Annotated in this window: 12 protein-coding genes; 9 read left to right on the forward strand and 3 right to left on the reverse strand. The window is 58.2% G+C overall.

The window, feature by feature from the left end:
• Nucleotides 1-177 precede the first annotated feature (177 nt).
• The gene (locus GJT30_07620; GenBank protein MSM39472.1) at nucleotides 178-1,050 is read left to right on the forward strand and encodes a cytochrome C; all 873 of its coding nucleotides are present in this window, start codon (nucleotides 178-180) and stop codon (nucleotides 1,048-1,050) included.
• A gap of 224 nt (nucleotides 1,051-1,274) precedes the next feature.
• Here GJT30_07620 and GJT30_07625 read toward each other — a convergent pair whose 3' ends face one another.
• A complete protein-coding gene (locus GJT30_07625; GenBank protein MSM39473.1) occupies nucleotides 1,275-2,288 on the reverse strand; it encodes a DUF3187 family protein in 1,014 nt (337 codons plus the stop codon).
• Between the two features lie 289 nt (nucleotides 2,289-2,577).
• Between GJT30_07625 and GJT30_07630 the strand changes: the two genes are divergently transcribed.
• From GJT30_07630 to GJT30_07660, 7 genes are all read left to right on the forward strand, one after another.
• Nucleotides 2,578-5,004: a PBP1A family penicillin-binding protein gene (locus GJT30_07630; protein ID MSM39474.1), complete on the forward strand. Its 2,427-nt coding sequence runs from the start codon at nucleotides 2,578-2,580 to the stop codon at nucleotides 5,002-5,004.
• A 249-nt stretch (nucleotides 5,005-5,253) separates the two neighbouring features.
• The gene (locus GJT30_07635; GenBank protein ID MSM39475.1) at nucleotides 5,254-5,538 is read left to right on the forward strand and encodes a DNA-binding protein HU; all 285 of its coding nucleotides are present in this window, start codon (nucleotides 5,254-5,256) and stop codon (nucleotides 5,536-5,538) included.
• Between the two features lie 107 nt (nucleotides 5,539-5,645).
• Nucleotides 5,646-6,044: a tol-pal system-associated acyl-CoA thioesterase gene (gene ybgC, locus GJT30_07640; protein MSM39476.1), complete on the forward strand. Its 399-nt coding sequence runs from the start codon at nucleotides 5,646-5,648 to the stop codon at nucleotides 6,042-6,044.
• Complete coding sequence (locus GJT30_07645) at nucleotides 6,041-7,048, forward strand: glycosyltransferase (protein MSM39477.1); 1,008 nt, start codon at nucleotides 6,041-6,043, stop codon at nucleotides 7,046-7,048. The genes ybgC and GJT30_07645 overlap by 4 nt, the downstream gene beginning before the upstream one ends.
• A gap of 119 nt (nucleotides 7,049-7,167) precedes the next feature.
• Nucleotides 7,168-9,156: an EAL domain-containing protein gene (locus GJT30_07650; protein MSM39478.1), complete on the forward strand. Its 1,989-nt coding sequence runs from the start codon at nucleotides 7,168-7,170 to the stop codon at nucleotides 9,154-9,156.
• Complete coding sequence (locus tag GJT30_07655; protein ID MSM39479.1) at nucleotides 9,143-10,282, forward strand: YeeE/YedE family protein; 1,140 nt, start codon at nucleotides 9,143-9,145, stop codon at nucleotides 10,280-10,282. Before GJT30_07650 ends, GJT30_07655 begins: the two co-directional genes overlap by 14 nt.
• 3 nt (nucleotides 10,283-10,285) lie before the next feature.
• Nucleotides 10,286-10,540 (forward strand): sulfurtransferase TusA family protein, encoded by a 255-nt coding sequence (locus GJT30_07660; GenBank protein ID MSM39480.1) that lies wholly within the window; start codon nucleotides 10,286-10,288, stop codon nucleotides 10,538-10,540.
• A 37-nt stretch (nucleotides 10,541-10,577) separates the two neighbouring features.
• Here the strand turns inward: GJT30_07660 and lspA are convergent, their stop codons facing one another.
• Entirely contained in the window at nucleotides 10,578-11,084 is a 507-nt protein-coding gene (lspA, locus tag GJT30_07665; protein MSM39481.1) for a signal peptidase II, read from the reverse strand.
• Nucleotide 11,085: 1 nt separating this feature from the next.
• Nucleotides 11,086-13,860, reverse strand: a complete 2,775-nt coding sequence (gene ileS, locus GJT30_07670; GenBank protein MSM39482.1) for an isoleucine--tRNA ligase — start codon at nucleotides 13,858-13,860, stop codon at nucleotides 11,086-11,088.
• Between the two features lie 194 nt (nucleotides 13,861-14,054).
• On the opposite strand from ileS, the gene GJT30_07675 reads away from it, so the two are divergent.
• The gene (locus tag GJT30_07675; GenBank protein MSM39483.1) at nucleotides 14,055-15,827 is read left to right on the forward strand and encodes a potassium transporter Kup; all 1,773 of its coding nucleotides are present in this window, start codon (nucleotides 14,055-14,057) and stop codon (nucleotides 15,825-15,827) included.
• Nucleotides 15,828-15,840 lie beyond the last annotated feature (13 nt).

Below are 15,840 nucleotides of genomic sequence, written 5' to 3' on the forward strand. Positions count from 1 at the left end.
CCCGTAACGTCGAAATGATGATATGTCCGCATATCTGGAAGTCGGCATCCCCAATGAGCTATCTGTCCAGATTCTCATTGACTATCTCTATAAATCGTGACAGAATCTGCGCGCACATTATGCCGAGCAACGTGGTATCTCATCATAATCATTAGGAGGAAGAGCATGAGGAACAAGATGAGCAGAGCATGGATAGCGGCGATAGCCGGACTCGCCCTGATCGCACTCCAGGGGCTGTCCATGGCGGCCGGTGCCCCTGCGGCACCTGCGCCCAAGGCTACGACACAGGGTCCGAAACTGACCAACGATGACTGCGCCAAGTGCCATGCCAAGGCCCCGGCAGACATAGCCGCCAACGGTGCCAAGCACAAGACTGCCGTCGGTTGTCAGGACTGCCACAACGGCCATCCTCCCACAGTGAAGAAGATCATCCCGCTCTGCAGCCAGTGCCACGATGGGAAGCCGCACTACAAGCTTGCCGGCTGTAACGGTTGCCACAGCAATCCCCATACGCCGCTCATCATCAAGATGGGCCGCAATATCACGGACCCCTGCCTGACCTGCCACACGCAGCAGATCGCCAAGCTGCGCGAGCACAAAAGCAAGCACACGGCCCTTGCCTGTTCCTTCTGCCACGATACCCATGGCAAGATCCCCGAGTGCGTGCAGTGCCACAAGCCTCACTCCAAGGACATGACCCAGGCTGACTGCAAGAAGTGCCACCAGGCCCACATGCCGACGGTCGTTACCTATAGCAACCAGACCCCGTCGAAAGACTGCGCCGCTTGCCACAAGGCTGCCTTCGATCTGCTGCAGAAGAGCGCCTTCAAGCACAAGAACCTGAGCTGCGTTGCCTGCCATCAGGCCAAGCACAAGATGATTCCCCAGTGTCAGAGCTGCCACGGTACTCCGCACCCTGCCGGCATGCTGTCCAAGTTCCCCAAATGCGGTTACTGCCACAGCATCGCTCACGATTTGAACATCTTCAAGTCGCAGCCTGCCCCTGCTGGGTCGCCTGCTGCCGGTGCAAAGAAGCCTGCCAAGAAGTAACCCTGACAGACCATAGCAGTGCGAAAAGGGCCGCGGCGTTGATGCCGCGGCCCTTTTTTCGTTGTCAGCCCGCATGGAAGGGGAATCTTAGTCCTTCCGGATCAGGAAGTGATTCGGCTAAACATGGATAGCGGTGCATCGTCTGTGAGCTGGTTGCAGGATGGTCGCAGGCAGGCCAGAGCCTGGGGTATGATTGTGTTGCGGGTTGCGTCTCGCCCCGTGGCCTAGAACTGCCTGCGTAGTGAAAGGTGCAGCGCCACGTCGGGGGCGGTATCGACGGCAATATCCTCGGAAACCGCTATATCCAGGAGCAGGGCGCCGGGAAGGCGGATAGTCCCGCCGCTGTGGAGCTGCAGGGTATTTGCGGTCAGTTCCTTCAGGTCGCTCCCCTGGTATAGGGGGGTATGACCGGAGAGTTGCATAAGGAAAGCGATCCAATTGCTGGGTGCCCAGCCGACGCCCAGGGTGCCGAAGCCGGCAACAGAGCGCTGCTGGTCCGGGAGGACGTCTCCATGTGTCATGGCCATGCCGCCGACACTGCCGAACAGGGTCAGGTGGCCGATGGAGAGGCCATAGTCGTCGCTGGCAGTGAGCCAGAGTGCGGCATCGGTGCTGCCGCTGCCATGGAGCTCACTGCTCCGGCCCGTCGGGAGCTTCAGGCTGGCACGCAGTGCCGCGAGACGCGGGTGTGGTTTCCCGTCGTCGTAGAGCTGATACCCACCGGTGAAGCGGATATCGCCAAGGCCGAATCCCGAATCGCCGACCCTGATTTTCTCAGCGCCATCACGTTCATACTGGTAGAGAAGGCGGTTGCGGGGGGCATCGGGACGGCCGCCGTCAGGAAGCCCGAAGAAATCGTGCCATCCTTCGATGAAGCGGTCAAAGACGCCACCCCCCTGGCCAACGAACGGGATTTCGATGCCCGCTTCCATGTCCCGGCCGAATCCGTAACGGAACGCCAGAGAGAGCCGGTAGCTTTCGCCGTCAAGGGTGAGGGACTCCCGGGAATTGGCGCCCGTAGCGAAGTTGTTGGCGATGTCCAGCGACAGCCTCGCCTCGCTCTTCTGCGGAGCCATTACATCGGCGCTGCCCGGTGCCGGGACCCCGTATGCCTGAATCAGCGGGCTCTGGTTTGATGTCTGGAACGGCGTGATGACCAGTGGTTCGGCTGCAGAAGCTGATTTGGCGGACAAGAGAAGACTTAGGGCCAGCATGCATACAATAAGGGTCTGCTTCATGGGTCACCACTCTGGCGAGGCTATTCCCCCGTAAGGGGAGTTGCGAAATAAGCGGGCCGGACACGCATTGCAGGGGGAGTCCCTTGTCCGTGCCGTTTCGGAAGATACGGCCAACGGTAGTATGTTTGCCCGGTCAGAAGCAAGTAATTTTGCATGTCGGCAGCGGATGAACGGGGGTTATGCGGGCAATCGGGGAAGTTATTCTGCTTGAAATCACCGGACAATCTGCGATAATGAGCCGCCACACACATCACCATTTACTGTAGGCAAGGTGGGTACTGCGATGCAGATGTATCAGGGCAAACAGCAGAGCTCCCGGAGGGTTTCCCGGCGCCAGGGCTGGGGAGCGGCCAAAACTGCTGCGGTGTTCGTTGCCGCTGTCGTCATTATAGCCTTCATCGGGCTTTCTGGCTGGTTCTTTTTCATGTTGGCCAAGCTGCCCAAGGTTGACCGGCTGGCTGACTACAAACCTCCCATCGTTTCCCAGGTCATTGGCGACGATGGCAGTCTGGTCGGTGAATTCTATCTGGAACGTCGCACCGTCGTGCCGGTGAACAAGATCCCCCGTAAGTTGATACAGGCTTTTGTGGCCGCAGAGGATTCCAATTTCTTCCAGCACAAGGGGATCGACTATTTCGGGATTGTCAGGGCAGCCATAAAGAATCTCATCTCCATGCGCAAGAAGGAAGGCGCTTCGACCATCACCCAGCAGGTCGCCAAATCCATGCTCCTGACGCCGGAGAAAAAATTCTCTCGCAAGATCAAGGAGGCGATCCTTGCAACTAGGATGGAGAAGAAGCTGTCCAAGGACGAGATACTCTACATCTACCTGAATCAGATCTATCTCGGGGCCGGGGCCTATGGAGTTCAACTTGCCGCCGAGACCTATTTCGGCAAGGACGTGGAAAACCTGAACCTTGCCGAGATAACCATGCTGGCGGGGCTCCCCAAGGCACCCAATGCCTATTCGCCCATCAAGCACATGGACCGTGCCAGGGAACGGCAGTCCTATGTCCTGGAGCGGATGGTCAAGGAGGGGTACATCACTCCAGCCGAGGCCGAACACGCAAAGAATACCCCCATTGTCATCAAGCCGATGAAAAAGGTCAACAGCGAGCAGTCAGCCTATTTCCTCGAACAGATCAGGATACAGCTTGAGGAGAAATACGGCGAGGACCGACTCTACAAGGAAGGGATCAAGATTTACACCACCATGAATGCCGAGATGCAGAAGGCGGCGTTTGAGGCGGTCACCCGCGGGCTCAAGGAGGTGGACAAGCGCCAGGGATTCCGCGGGGCGCTCAAATACCTCGCCGAGGGTGAGGTGGAAGGCTTCTGCAAGCAGATCGAGGAGGGGATCGACGGTCCGACGCTCAGGGCCGGTGCCACCTACCAGGGGGTGGTGACAAAGATCGATACAGTCCGCGGTGACCTGACCGTCAGGGTTGGCGACAGGACCGGGAGCCTTCCTCGCCGCAACATGGGCTGGGCTGGCAAGATGCATCTGGCGGACAGCTATGGCAAGCCGGAAGTAAAGGGTAAAGCCCTCGCCCTCGGGGCAGTCATCGAGGTCAGTGTGGTAACGCCCGATGCGAACCGGACCGGCGCGGTCTTTGCCCTTGACCAGACTCCGGAAGCACAGGCTGCGCTGGTCGCCCTCGATCCGCGCAGCGGTGGCGTCAAGGCCCTGGTCGGCGGCTACGATTTCAAGAAGAGTCAGTTCAACCGCGCCATGCAGGCCAAGCGAAACCCCGGCTCCGCTTTCAAGCCGATCATCTATGCTGCGGCAATCGACAAGGGGATGACCCCCGCAACCATCTTCGAAGACTCGCCGGTCGAGTACGAAAGTGGCAAGGACAAGGCGTGGAAACCGAAGAACTATGACAACATCTATCGGGGCAACGTCACCATGCGGGAGGCCCTGACCAACTCCATCAACGTGGTGAGCGTCAAGATCCTGGAGCAGATCGGTGTCAACACTGCCATCGAGTATGCCAAAAAACTCGGGATTACCTCTCCTCTCGCTGCCAACCTGACGCTTGCTCTCGGCTCGTCGAGCCTCACCCCGCTGGAACTGACGACAGCCTACGCGGTTTTTGCGTCGGGGGGATATCGCCCCACCCCGTACTTCATCACCAAGGTGGTGGATGGCGAGGGCAAGGTGCTGGAAGAGACTCCCACGCCGCAAATTCCGGTCTTTGGCTCTGCAACGACGGCGGTAAACCTGATTATGCCGTCCGGCATGACTTCCACAACCCCACCGGTAAACCCGCTCGCCCCGGTGCCCGTCATGTCCCCGGAAACGGCGTATATCATGACCAACCTGATGGAGAGTGTCGTCAACAGCGGAACCGGTCAGCGTGCCCGTGCCGTGGGGAGACCGGTAGCCGGCAAGACCGGGACCACCAATGACATGAAGGATGCCTGGTTTGTCGGTTTTGTCCCGCAGTTGGTTGCAGGGGTCTGGGTTGGTTACGACCAGGAAAAGTCCCTGGGTGCAGGTGGCTCCGGTGGTCAGGCAGCCGCTCCGATCTGGACCGAGTTCATGCAGCGCTCCTTGTCGTCCATGCGAGTCGAGGATTTCAAGGCGCCGGCAAACATCACCTTTGCCCTGATCAACCCCCGGAGTGGGAAACTGGCCCGTGAAGGGAGCGAGGGCGCGGTCATGGAGTGCTTTGTCACCGGAACCGAGCCGACAACCTACGATGGCGACTGACCGGCGCTGCCTGCAGTCCGTTTCATGTGCGGGCGTTAAGCGGGCAGACCCTCCTCACTCCGCTATATCGGAGGATGGCGGGGGGGTGTGCAGGGTGATCTCCCATGGTAAAGCGATGTACGGAGGAGATCGGCTGGCAACCCGCATGGGGCAAGAAAAAAAAGAAAAAATTTTATTCAATCCCCCTTGCAATCGGAAAAAATGCGTCTATAGTAATGCCAACATCAATCTTTTCAAGGAGGTTGCATCATGACCAAAGCAGAACTCGTCGAAGCAGTCGCAAAATCAGCTGGTTTGACCAAGGCTGCAGCAGAGAAGGCTGTAGGGGCATTCATCGGCTCCGTGAGCTCCGCGCTGAAGAAGGGTGACCGCGTTACCCTGGTCGGCTTCGGCAGCTTCGAGGTGGCAACACGTAAGGCACGTACCGGCCGTAACCCTCAGACCGGCAAAGAGATCAAGATCGCTGCTGCCAAGGTTCCCAAGTTCCGTCCGGGTAAGGCCCTCAAGGATGCTGTTGCCTCCAAGAAGAAGTAATTTCTGCTGTAAGTGGTTTTGTTCAACAGTTAAGAATATACCCCGCATAGGCGGGGTTTTTTTTTAGCCGGGTCTGTCCTGATGGCTGCGGGAGTTACACGATGGGAATAGAGATTCGTGTCTATTACGAAGATACCGATGCCGGCGGAGTGGTCTATCATGCGAACTATCTCGGCTTCCTGGAACGGAGCAGGACGGAGTTCCTGCGCGGGCGGGGGGTGTCGGTGAAAGAGCTGGCCGACCAGGGGGCTATCTTCCCGGTAGTCAGGATGGAGATCGATTACCGCTCCCCGGCGGTTCTGGATGACCTGTTGCGAGTCACGACCGAACTGGTCACGCTGGGCAAGACTTCCTTCACCGTGAGGCAGAGGGTGGTACGGGGATGTGACGGGCAACTGCTGGTCGAGGCCTTGGTAACGCTGGTCTGTGCCAGTGCTGCCATGAGGGCGAAGCGCCTGCCGTCGGCACTGGTTCAGGCGCTGCAAGCTGAGCAGCAGGGATCGTGAAGGCTCCGACCGTTTCGATTCTGATGCCGGTGCGCAACGAAGCCCGGTTCTTGGCCGCGGCCCTTGGCTCGCTCTTGCGGCAAACATTTGCTGATTGGGAGCTGGTGGTAGTGGACGACGGTTCCACGGACGCGACGCCGGAAATTCTTGCCGCGTTTGCGGCACAAGACCCCCGCATGCGAGTACTGAGTCCGGGGCAGCAGGGGCTGGTCGCGGTGCTCAACCACGGACTGGCAGCCTGCCGGGGTGCGCTGGTGGCCCGCATGGATGGGGACGACATCTCCCACCCGGAGCGGTTGGAGCGACAGGTCTCTTTCCTGAGGGTACATCGCGAAATCGGGCTGCTTGCCTGTACGGCCCGGCATTTTCCCCGTCAGCACCTGAAGGTCGGCATGCTTGCCTATGAAGAATGGCAGAACGGCCTCTGCACCCACGACCAGATCATGCGCGACCTCTTTGTCGAATCTCCCTTTGTACACCCCAGTGTCATGGTCCGCAGGAAACTGTTGGAAGAGGTTGGTGGATACATGGATCGGGGCTGGGCTGAGGACTACGACCTTTGGCTGAGACTGGCAGCTGCGGGGGTCAGGTTTGCTTCGCTGCCGGAACGGCTGTTCTTCTGGCGCGACCGGCCGGAGCGTTCGACCCGCACCATGGCAGCATATTCGGTTGAGGCGTTCAGGCGGTGCAAGGCATACTATCTCGCCCAGGGGTTTCTCCGCGACACGCGGGATGTCACCCTGGTCGGGGCCGGCATCGAAGGGAGGGCCTGGCGCAAGGTCCTGCTCGAACAGGGAATAGCGGTGAGACGGTGGGTGGATCTCGACCCTCGCAAGGTTGGCCGGTCCCTGCATGACGCGCCGGTTGTGGCGGAACATACCGTGCATGCCGGAGAAGGGCCGTATCTCGTAACCATCGGTACCAGGGGTGCGCGCACCAAAGTTCGCCAATGGGCCGCAGGACGGGGGCTTAGCGAAGGAACGGACTATGTTTGCGTTACGTGAACCGGTGCAATGTCTAGAGGTGCAAGCTAAAGCTTTTTAACAAAAATACCGATGCATATTTATATATGTCTTGCGGGTTCCACCTTCAAACCGGGCACCAGAGGCCTGAGTGGTGAGTAATGACAAAACGTGCGCCGACGGTGACGAGTTCCAGTGCAGGCGAGAAGCTTAAGGAAGAGCTGGCGCTTTCTCGGTGCAGGGAACAGCATGCTACAACCTATATCCGGGAAAAGGTTAACCAGCTCCTCGAACTCATGGGGACCCAGCCGCTTCGCCCTGAGGAGCTGGATGACGATAATCTCATCTCCATAGATCCCATCGGTATCGTCGCTAACTCCTTTGGTCAGGTTCTGGATCACCTGCGCCGGACCAACCGCGAACTACGCATCGCCCACGATGAAATCCAGGCCATCTTCGATTCGGCAGGCGCGGGCATCCTGGTTCTGGACAACGAATTGCGGGTCATGGCCTGTAACAACCGGTTCCGCGACTTTTTCTCCCTCGACGATACCTTTCTGCATGCCCGAGCCTGTAAATCTATCATCAAATGTCCCGACTGCCCCTCTGCCGAATGTACTGCCACCCGGATCATCACGACCGGTGAACCGATCCACGAAACCGACCGGAAATTCGGCAATCGGCATTTTTCGGTGGCCGGAGCACCTATCAATAATGAGAGCGGAGAGGTGAGCCAGGTGATCCTGGTTTTCACCGACATTACCGACCGCAAGCGTGCCGAGCTGGAGATCCAGCAGCTCGCCTATTACGATACCCTCACCGGCCTGCCCAACAGGGTGTTGCTCAAGGACCGGCTTCACCAGCTCCTTGCCCAGGCGGCACGGGACCATCGGATGGTGGCGGTCATGTTCCTCGACCTTGACCGCTTCAAGGGGATAAACGATACCCTGGGGCATGCGGTAGGGGATGCCCTGCTCTCGGAAGTTGCCCAGCGGATCGTGGGGTGTGTGCGCAAGACCGATACGGTCTCCCGTATCGGCGGCGATGAATTCGTGGTTCTCCTCTCGTCGGTAGTTCACGAGGAGGATGCGGTACTTGTGGCGAAAAAAATCCTGGAAGCAATGACCGCCCATTTCGTCATCCCTCCCCATGAAATCTACTGTTCGACCAGTATCGGGATCGCCTTTTACCCCATGGACGGTGAAAATTCGGAAACGCTCCTCAAGCATGCCGATACGGCCATGTACCAGTCCAAAGAGGAAGGGAGAAGCACCTATCGGTTCTTTTCCCGCGAGATGAACACCAAGTCGGTGGAACGGTTGCTCCTGGAAACCAGTCTGCGCAAGGCTTTGGAGCGGGGCGAATTTTACCTCTGCTACCATCCGTTACTGGATCTGCGCAGCGGCAATGTCATCAGCTGCGAGGCGTTGATTCGTTGGCGGCATCCCGATCTGGGGTTGATCGGGCCGGATCGCTTCATCCCGTTGGCCGAAGAGACCGGCCTGATCATCCCCATTGGCGAGTGGGTGCTGAGGGAGGCCTGCCGGCAATTCAGCCGTTGGCGTGAAGAAGGATTTATCTTACAGCGGATAGCCGTCAATATCAGCGCCTGCCAGTTCCGCCAGGAAAATCTTCTCGAAACGATCTCACGGGTGCTGAGGGAAACGGGAACCGATCCTTCATCGCTGGAGCTGGAACTGACCGAAACCACCATTATGCACAACCCGGAAAAGGCCAAGCTGGTGCTGAACGAGCTGCGCAGCTTGGGTGTTCACCTGAGTATCGATGATTTCGGGACCGGCTACTCGTCGCTGAGCTACCTCAAGCTCTTCCCCATCGATCGGCTCAAGATAGCCCATACCTTTGTCCGAGACATCACGACGGATTCAGATGATGCCGCCATTGCAGAGGCCATCATCGTCATGGCCCGTACCTTGAACATGCGGGTCGTTGCCGAAGGGGTGGAACGCCAGGATCAACTGGATTTTCTCAATTCCCATAACTGCGACGAGATGCAGGGGTACTACTTCTGCCGGCCGCTTCCAGCCGAGGAGTTTGGCCAGCTGCTCAAGGAACTGGCTGAAAAGGGAGGCGGAGAACTCTTTAAGATCCGTCCAGGTGAGGGCTGGGGTACGAATGAGGGGAGCTGAGACGGCAATTGCGTTTGCGCAGCTTCTGATCGGTGGTGGCATCGGTTTTGTCATGCATCGCGCGGATTTCTGTTTTGCCGGCACTTTCCGGGACCTGTTTCTCCTCCAGCGGCGGACCATGATCCGTGCTCTGCTGCTCCTCGTTGTCGCCCTGACTGGATTGCAGGCTTTCGGTTATCTATTGGGGCTCTTTGCCTATCCGTTTCCCCTCTTTGGCCCGCCATCGCTTGCCAATCTGCTCGGCGGTATCATGTTCGGCGTTGGGATGGTTCTGGCCGGCGGCTGTGTCGTTGGCACGCTCTACCGTCTCGGGGCTGGTAGTTTTCTTGCCATGGTGACCGTTGCCGGTCTGGTCGGCGGGAGTCTCATCTATGCCGAAGTGGACCGCTGGTGGGCAAAGGCTGTCGTTGCCCTGAAACTCGACGTCGGGGCGATTACGCTTGCCCAACTCCTACCGGTTGCGCCTTGGGTCGTGGCCGGGGGTGCCATACTGCTTCTGGCGCCACTGCTTGTCGCATGGGGTCGAAACGGGAGTATGAGCGTGGCGCACGGCCCCGAAGGATATATCCAACCCTGGCTGGCGGCACTGCTCCTGGCGGGGCTGATATTCCTCTCGACGCTGGCCGCGGGATTACCTCCTGGTGTTACCACGACCTACACCAAGATGGGGGGCTACCTCCTGCAGGCTGTCTCTTCCCCGCATCTGGCTGCGATCCCCTTTTTCCAGAGGGAACCACTCAATTTTACCCATGCTCTGTCAGGTCTGGCCATTGTCGGCGGGGCAGGCCCCCGTCTGGACGGCATTGCCCTTGTCCAGTTTCCCCTCATGGTAGGGATCGTTGCGGGAGGATCGGTTTCGGCATGGCGTCTCGGTGAGTTCCGCTTCTATCTGCGGGCACCGCAGCGACAGGTCGTATCCGCTCTTGTCGGCGGCACAGTCATGGGTTTTGCCAGCAGGATAGCACCGGGGTGCAACATATGGCATATTGCCGGTGGTCTCCCGATCCTGTCTCTGCAGAGTATTCTCTTTGTCGTGGGGCTTTTTTCGGGGGCATGGCTGGGAACCAGGCTTCTTCTCGGGCTGGTGTTGAGGCCGGACCGATCTTCTCAGGCGGGAAAGGAGTGAGCGATGGACGAAGAGAAGACTGACCTCCGCATGTTTGACATCCGCGGACAGATCTGTCCTTCAACGCTGCTGGTGGCGTTACGCGAGATCAACCGCCATAGGGCTGCGCTACGGGATGGCTCGATGGCGCTGCTCTTCATCACCGACAATCGGGATTCCACCGTCACCATACCCGAGGCAGCCGAGAACATGGGGTATCGGGCAGAGGTGCGCAAGGTGGGACATCACTACGAGGTCGAGATAGGCAATCATCCCTGAGGACGGGGGGAGAATGCAGCTGCGCGGCGACGCTTGACTATGACGGCTCGTGGGGCTGTGCTTTCAGGCGCCGTTCTTCGCGCAGCATATCCAGTGCAAGGAAGAAGACGCCGACGCAGATGGCTGAGTCGGCAATATTGAAGGCGGGCCAGTGATAGTTGCCCCAGTAGACGTCGAGGAAATCGATAACCTCGCCGAGGCGGATGCGGTCGATAAGGTTTCCCACGGCGCCGGCAAGGATCATGGAGAGGGAGAGCATGGCAAGTTTTTGATCTTTGCGCAGCTTGCTGTAGGCGATAATGATGACGATCACGGCCACTATGGAGATGAAGATGAAGAAAGGGAGCCGGAAACTGGTGTTGGCCAGAAAGCCGAATGCAGCCCCCTTGTTCCGGATATAGGTAATACTGAAGCAGTTCGGAATCACTGGGATCGATTGGTGGAGATCCATGGCCCGGTCGATGAAGACCTTGCTCAACTGGTCGATGGCCAGGATGAGGGTGGTGCAGACCAGCAGTATGAGGTAGTTGGGTTTGCCGGACACGTTATTTCACCGCCACCAGGCATTTGGGACAGATTGCCGGGTGATCGCTGTCGATACCGAGTTCTTCGCTGTAGCACCAGCACCGATCGCACTTTTCGCCAGGCGCAGAGACGACCCTGATCTGCACACCATCAAGCCCCTCCGCACGGTAGTACTCTCCGTCGAACCGTTCCGGTAGTTCCACCTTGGAAACAATGAAGATGCCCGGCAACTCCCCTGCATAGCCCTGAAGGAACTCTCGCCATTCAACGGGTGCGGCGATCTGCACGGCCGCATCCAGCGAGTGGCCGATGATCTTTGCCGTCCGTGCCTGCTCCAGAGCCTTCGATACCTCGCCGCGAACCTTCATGATCCGGTCCCATCGTTCCACCAGGCTGTCGTCCTTCCACTCCGGGTGCATGTCCGGGAATGCGGCGAGATGAACGCTGGACTCGCGCGTGCCGGGCATATAGCTCCAGACCTCGTCGGCCGTAAAGGAGAGCACCGGCGCGATCAGCCTGACCAGGGTGTCGAGAATCCGGTACATGACCGTCTGGGCGCTGCGGCGCGCCACGGAATCCTTCCTGCTCGTGTAGACCCGGTCCTTGAGGATATCCAGGTAGAAGGCGCTCATTTCTACGGTGCAGAAGGCGTTTACCGCATGATACAGGACATGGAACTCGTAGTCGGTGTAGGATTTCAGCACCTTTTCCTTGAGCAGCTCAAGCTGGTGCAGAGCCCAGCGGTCCAGCTCAGGCATCTGTCCATGGTCGATGCAGTCCGTTGCCGGATCGAAATCGCTGATATTCCCCAGGATATAGCGGCAGGTGTTGCGGATACGCCGATAGGCCTCGGAGAGCCGGGTCAGGATCTCCTGGGATATCCTGATGTCGTCACGGTAGTCCTGTGCTGCTACCCAGAGCCGCAGGATCTCGGCGCCGTATTTCTTGATGACCTCTTCCGGGGCCACCACGTTTCCCACTGATTTGCTCATCTTGCGGCCTGAGCCATCGACCACGAAGCCGTGGGTCAGGACGTTTTTATAGGGGGCGCGGCCGCGGGTGCCGACGCTTTCCAGAAGCGACGAATGGAACCAGCCGCGATGCTGGTCGCTCCCCTCCAGATACATGTCTGCGGGGGAGGCGAGTTTGGCGTTGGGTTCCAGGACGGCGGCGTGGGAAACACCGGAGTCGAACCAGACGTCGAGGATGTCCATCTCCTTGGTGAATTCGGCTGAACCGCACTTCGGGCACCTGGTCCCTTCCGGCAGGAGCCTGGCAGCCTCCCAGTCGAACCAGACATCGGCGCTCTCTTTTTTGAAGATCTCGGCCACATGGTCCATCAGCTTGCCGTCGGCCATGTATTCGCCGCATGCGACGCAGGAAAAGGCGGTGATGGGGACACCCCAGGAACGCTGGCGGGAGATGCACCAGTCGGGGCGGTTTTCGATCATGCCATGGATCCGCTCGCGGCCCCATTTGGGTATCCATTGTACCTTGTCTATCTCTTCCAGGGACTTGGCGCGCAGATCATTGGCCTTCATGGAGATGAACCACTGCTCGGTGGCGCGGAAGATGATCGGTTTCTTGCACCGCCAGCAGTGGGGGTAAGAGTGGCTGATGTTGCTCACGCCGATCAACGCGCCGACCTCGGTCAGCTTGTCGATAACCAGGGGGTTGGCGGCGAAGACGTTTTGTCCGCCAAAAAATTCCAGGTTCTGGATGAACTTGCCGTGGTTGTCCACCGGGTTGTAGATCTCCAGCCCTTCCTTGAGGGCAAGCTCATAGTCTTCCTGGCCATGACCGGGGGCGGTGTGCACGCAGCCGGTACCGGCCTCCAGGGTCACGTGATCGCCCAGGAGGACGATGGAATCACGGTCGTAGAAGGGGTGCTTGCAGCGCTTGCGCTCCAGGGTCGTGGCGGGAAAAGATGCCAGCACGGTCCCGTCCAGTTTGTTTGCCGCCAGGAAGGCATCCTTCAGCCCTTCGGCAACGATCAGTACCTCTCCCTGCACCTCCAGGGCGACATAGGTGAATTCCGGGTGCAGTGCCACGGCCAGGTTGGCCGGCAGGGTCCAGGGAGTGGTGGTCCAGATCACCACGAAGACCGGTTTCCCGGCCAGGGCAGACACGGCGGCGGAGATATCGTCCTTGAGCTGGAACTTGACGTAGATCGACGGCGAGGTGTGATCGGCGTATTCCACCTCGGCCTCGGCAAGGGCCGTGACGCAGGAAGAGCACCAGTGGACCGGCTTCTTTCCCCGGTAGAGCCCGCCGTTGTGTGCGAAGCGGGCCAGTTCCGCGGCGGTGAGCCCTTCGTACTCATAGTTCATGGTGAGGTAGGGTTGCTCCCAGTCGCCGAGGACACCCAGCCGCTTGAACTCCTCGCGCTGGATATCGATGAATTTCGCGGCATATTTCCGGCATTCGCGCCGCATCTCCAGCTTGGACATCTCATGCTTCTTGGAGCCGAGGTTCTTTTCCACCTGCAGTTCGATGGGCAGACCGTGGCAGTCCCACCCCGGCACGTACGGGGCGTGGAACCCCTCCATCCGCTTGCTCTTCAGGATGAAATCCTTGAGGATCTTGTTCAGCGCATGGCCGATATGGATATGGCCGTTGGCGTAGGGGGGGCCGTCGTGAAGGATATAGAGCGGTTTTGTTTCCCCGGCTTCCTCAATCTTTCCATAGAGCCCATTTTCCTCCCACTTTTTCAGCAGTTCGGGTTCACGTTGGTTGAGGTTGGCCTTCATCGGGAAATCGGTGACCGGCAGGTTCAGGGTATCTTTGTAGTCCATAGGATCTCCATGGGGGGTGTTTCGGTTCGGGGGAAAACACCTCTAATTACTAGGAACCCATTGAAAAGTCAAGGGGAAAGGGAAATAGCGCTTGAGTAATGCCCGGCGAAATGCTATAAGCCGGCGTTAGACTGAGGAGGCACCGCGTGAAGCACGGGGAGCAGGATTCGTTCTGGGGTGGCATCGTCAAGTCCATGGGGCTGGTTTTCGGAGATATCGGGACGAGTCCGATCTATACCCTGACCGTTATCATGACGCTCACCAAGCCGACCTCCGAGCATGTGCTGGGCATCCTTTCCCTCATAGTCTGGACCCTTATTATTCTCGTGACAATGGAATACTCCTGGTTGGCCATGAGCCTGGGCAGAAAGGGAGAAGGTGGGACCATTGTTCTCAAGGAGATCCTGATCCGCCTGCTCAAGTCGGGTCGTCAGGTTGCTTTTGTCGGCTTTCTTTCTTTTATTGGCGTGTCGCTGCTCCTGGGCGACGGGGTCATCACCCCGGCCATCAGTATCCTTTCTGCCGTTGAGGGGATGCAACTCATTCCGGGTCTCGAAGGATTGTCCCAAGGGGTCATGATCTTTATTGCCGCGGTAATTGCCGTTGTGCTCTTCGTCTTCCAGTTCAAGGGCACCGACAAGGTGGCAACTGCATTCGGACCGATCATGGTGGTCTGGTTTTCGGCGCTCACGCTTTCCGGAATTATTGCGATATCGACCTCCCCCGGCGTGCTGCAAGCTATCAGTCCTCATTACGCCCTCTTTTTTCTCCATGAAAACGGTATGGCCGGGTTCTTTGTCCTTTCCGAAGTAATCCTCTGTGCCACCGGTGGCGAGGCGCTGTATGCGGATATGGGGCATCTGGGGCGCAAGCCGATCATCCGTGCCTGGTATTTCGTCTTTGCAGCGCTGGTCATCAACTATCTCGGCCAGGGAGCGTTCATCCTGGCCCACCCGGACGCTAAGAACATCCTGTTCGGCATGATCCGCTGGGAAGCCCCGGCACTCTATATCCCCTTCCTCATCCTGACCATCATGGCTACGGTCATTGCCTCCCAGGCCTTGATCAGTGGAGTTTTTTCCATTGTGTACCAAGGGATAACCACCCGTATCCTGCCGCTGATGAAAGTAGACTACACCTCAAGCCATCTTAAGTCGCAGATCTACATCGGCTCGGTCAACTGGTCCCTGATGATTCTGGTCATCTTCATCATGCTCCTCTTCCAGAAATCGGAGAATCTGGCTGCCGCCTATGGCTTGGCGGTTACCGGCACCATGTTCATAACCGGCATAATGATGACCATGATATTTGCCCGGACCACCAAGAAATGGAAGGTCCCGGTAGCCCTTGCCGTCACAGTGGTTGACTTCATCTATCTCTTTTCCAACCTGTATAAGCTCCCTCATGGCGGATACTGGTCGCTCATCCTTGCTTCCCTGCCGTTGACTGTCATGTTGATCTGGACAAAAGGCCAGCGAGCACTGTATCGTGCCTTGAAACCGCTCGATCTGGATACCTTTCTGCTCAGCTACGAGCAGATCTACGCCAAAGGCAAGAATATTCCCGGCACCGGACTCTTTTTCACCCGTGAGACCCCGGTGGTGCCGCCGTATGTCATCCACTGCATCATTCGCAGCAACATCATCTATGAACGCAACGTCTTTGTTTCGTTGATCAGGACCGAGGAGCCGTTTGGGGTAAAGACAAAACTTACCAAAGGAGTAGGTTCCGGACTCGATGCCTTCGAGGTCCAGTCGGGCTACATGGAGGTTATCGATATCGAAACCCTCCTGAAGCAGAATGACATTCAGGAGAAAGTCATCTTCTACGGTATCGAGGACATTGCCACGGGAAATCCGTTTTGGCGCATGTTCGCCACCATCAAGCGTCAGACTCCCAATTTTGTCCAGTTCAACAAACTGCCGGCGAGTAAGCTGCAAGGCGTCGTAACCCGTGTAGAGATGTAGTTCTGCAGGCAGT

It is taken from the genome of Geobacter sp. (genome assembly GCA_009684525.1).
Lineage (GTDB): Bacteria > Desulfobacterota > Desulfuromonadia > Geobacterales > DSM-12255 > Geoanaerobacter.

What these genes read in the sequence shown, in the direction of transcription:
- GJT30_07625 (MSM39473.1), bottom strand. Translation starts at nt 2,288, where the DNA reads ATGAAGCAGACCCTTATTGTATGCATGCTGGCCCTAAGTCTTCTCTTG.
- GJT30_07660 (MSM39480.1), top strand. Translation starts at nt 10,286, where the DNA reads ATGGACGAAGAGAAGACTGACCTCCGCATGTTTGACATCCGCGGACAG.
- GJT30_07675 (MSM39483.1), top strand. Translation starts at nt 14,055, where the DNA reads ATGGGGCTGGTTTTCGGAGATATCGGGACGAGTCCGATCTATACCCTG.
- ileS (MSM39482.1), bottom strand. Translation starts at nt 13,860, where the DNA reads ATGGACTACAAAGATACCCTGAACCTGCCGGTCACCGATTTCCCGATG.
- GJT30_07650 (MSM39478.1), top strand. Translation starts at nt 7,168, where the DNA reads ATGACAAAACGTGCGCCGACGGTGACGAGTTCCAGTGCAGGCGAGAAG.
- GJT30_07635 (MSM39475.1), top strand. Translation starts at nt 5,254, where the DNA reads ATGACCAAAGCAGAACTCGTCGAAGCAGTCGCAAAATCAGCTGGTTTG.
- GJT30_07630 (MSM39474.1), top strand. Translation starts at nt 2,578, where the DNA reads ATGTATCAGGGCAAACAGCAGAGCTCCCGGAGGGTTTCCCGGCGCCAG.
- GJT30_07655 (MSM39479.1), top strand. Translation starts at nt 9,143, where the DNA reads ATGAGGGGAGCTGAGACGGCAATTGCGTTTGCGCAGCTTCTGATCGGT.
- GJT30_07620 (MSM39472.1), top strand. Translation starts at nt 178, where the DNA reads ATGAGCAGAGCATGGATAGCGGCGATAGCCGGACTCGCCCTGATCGCA.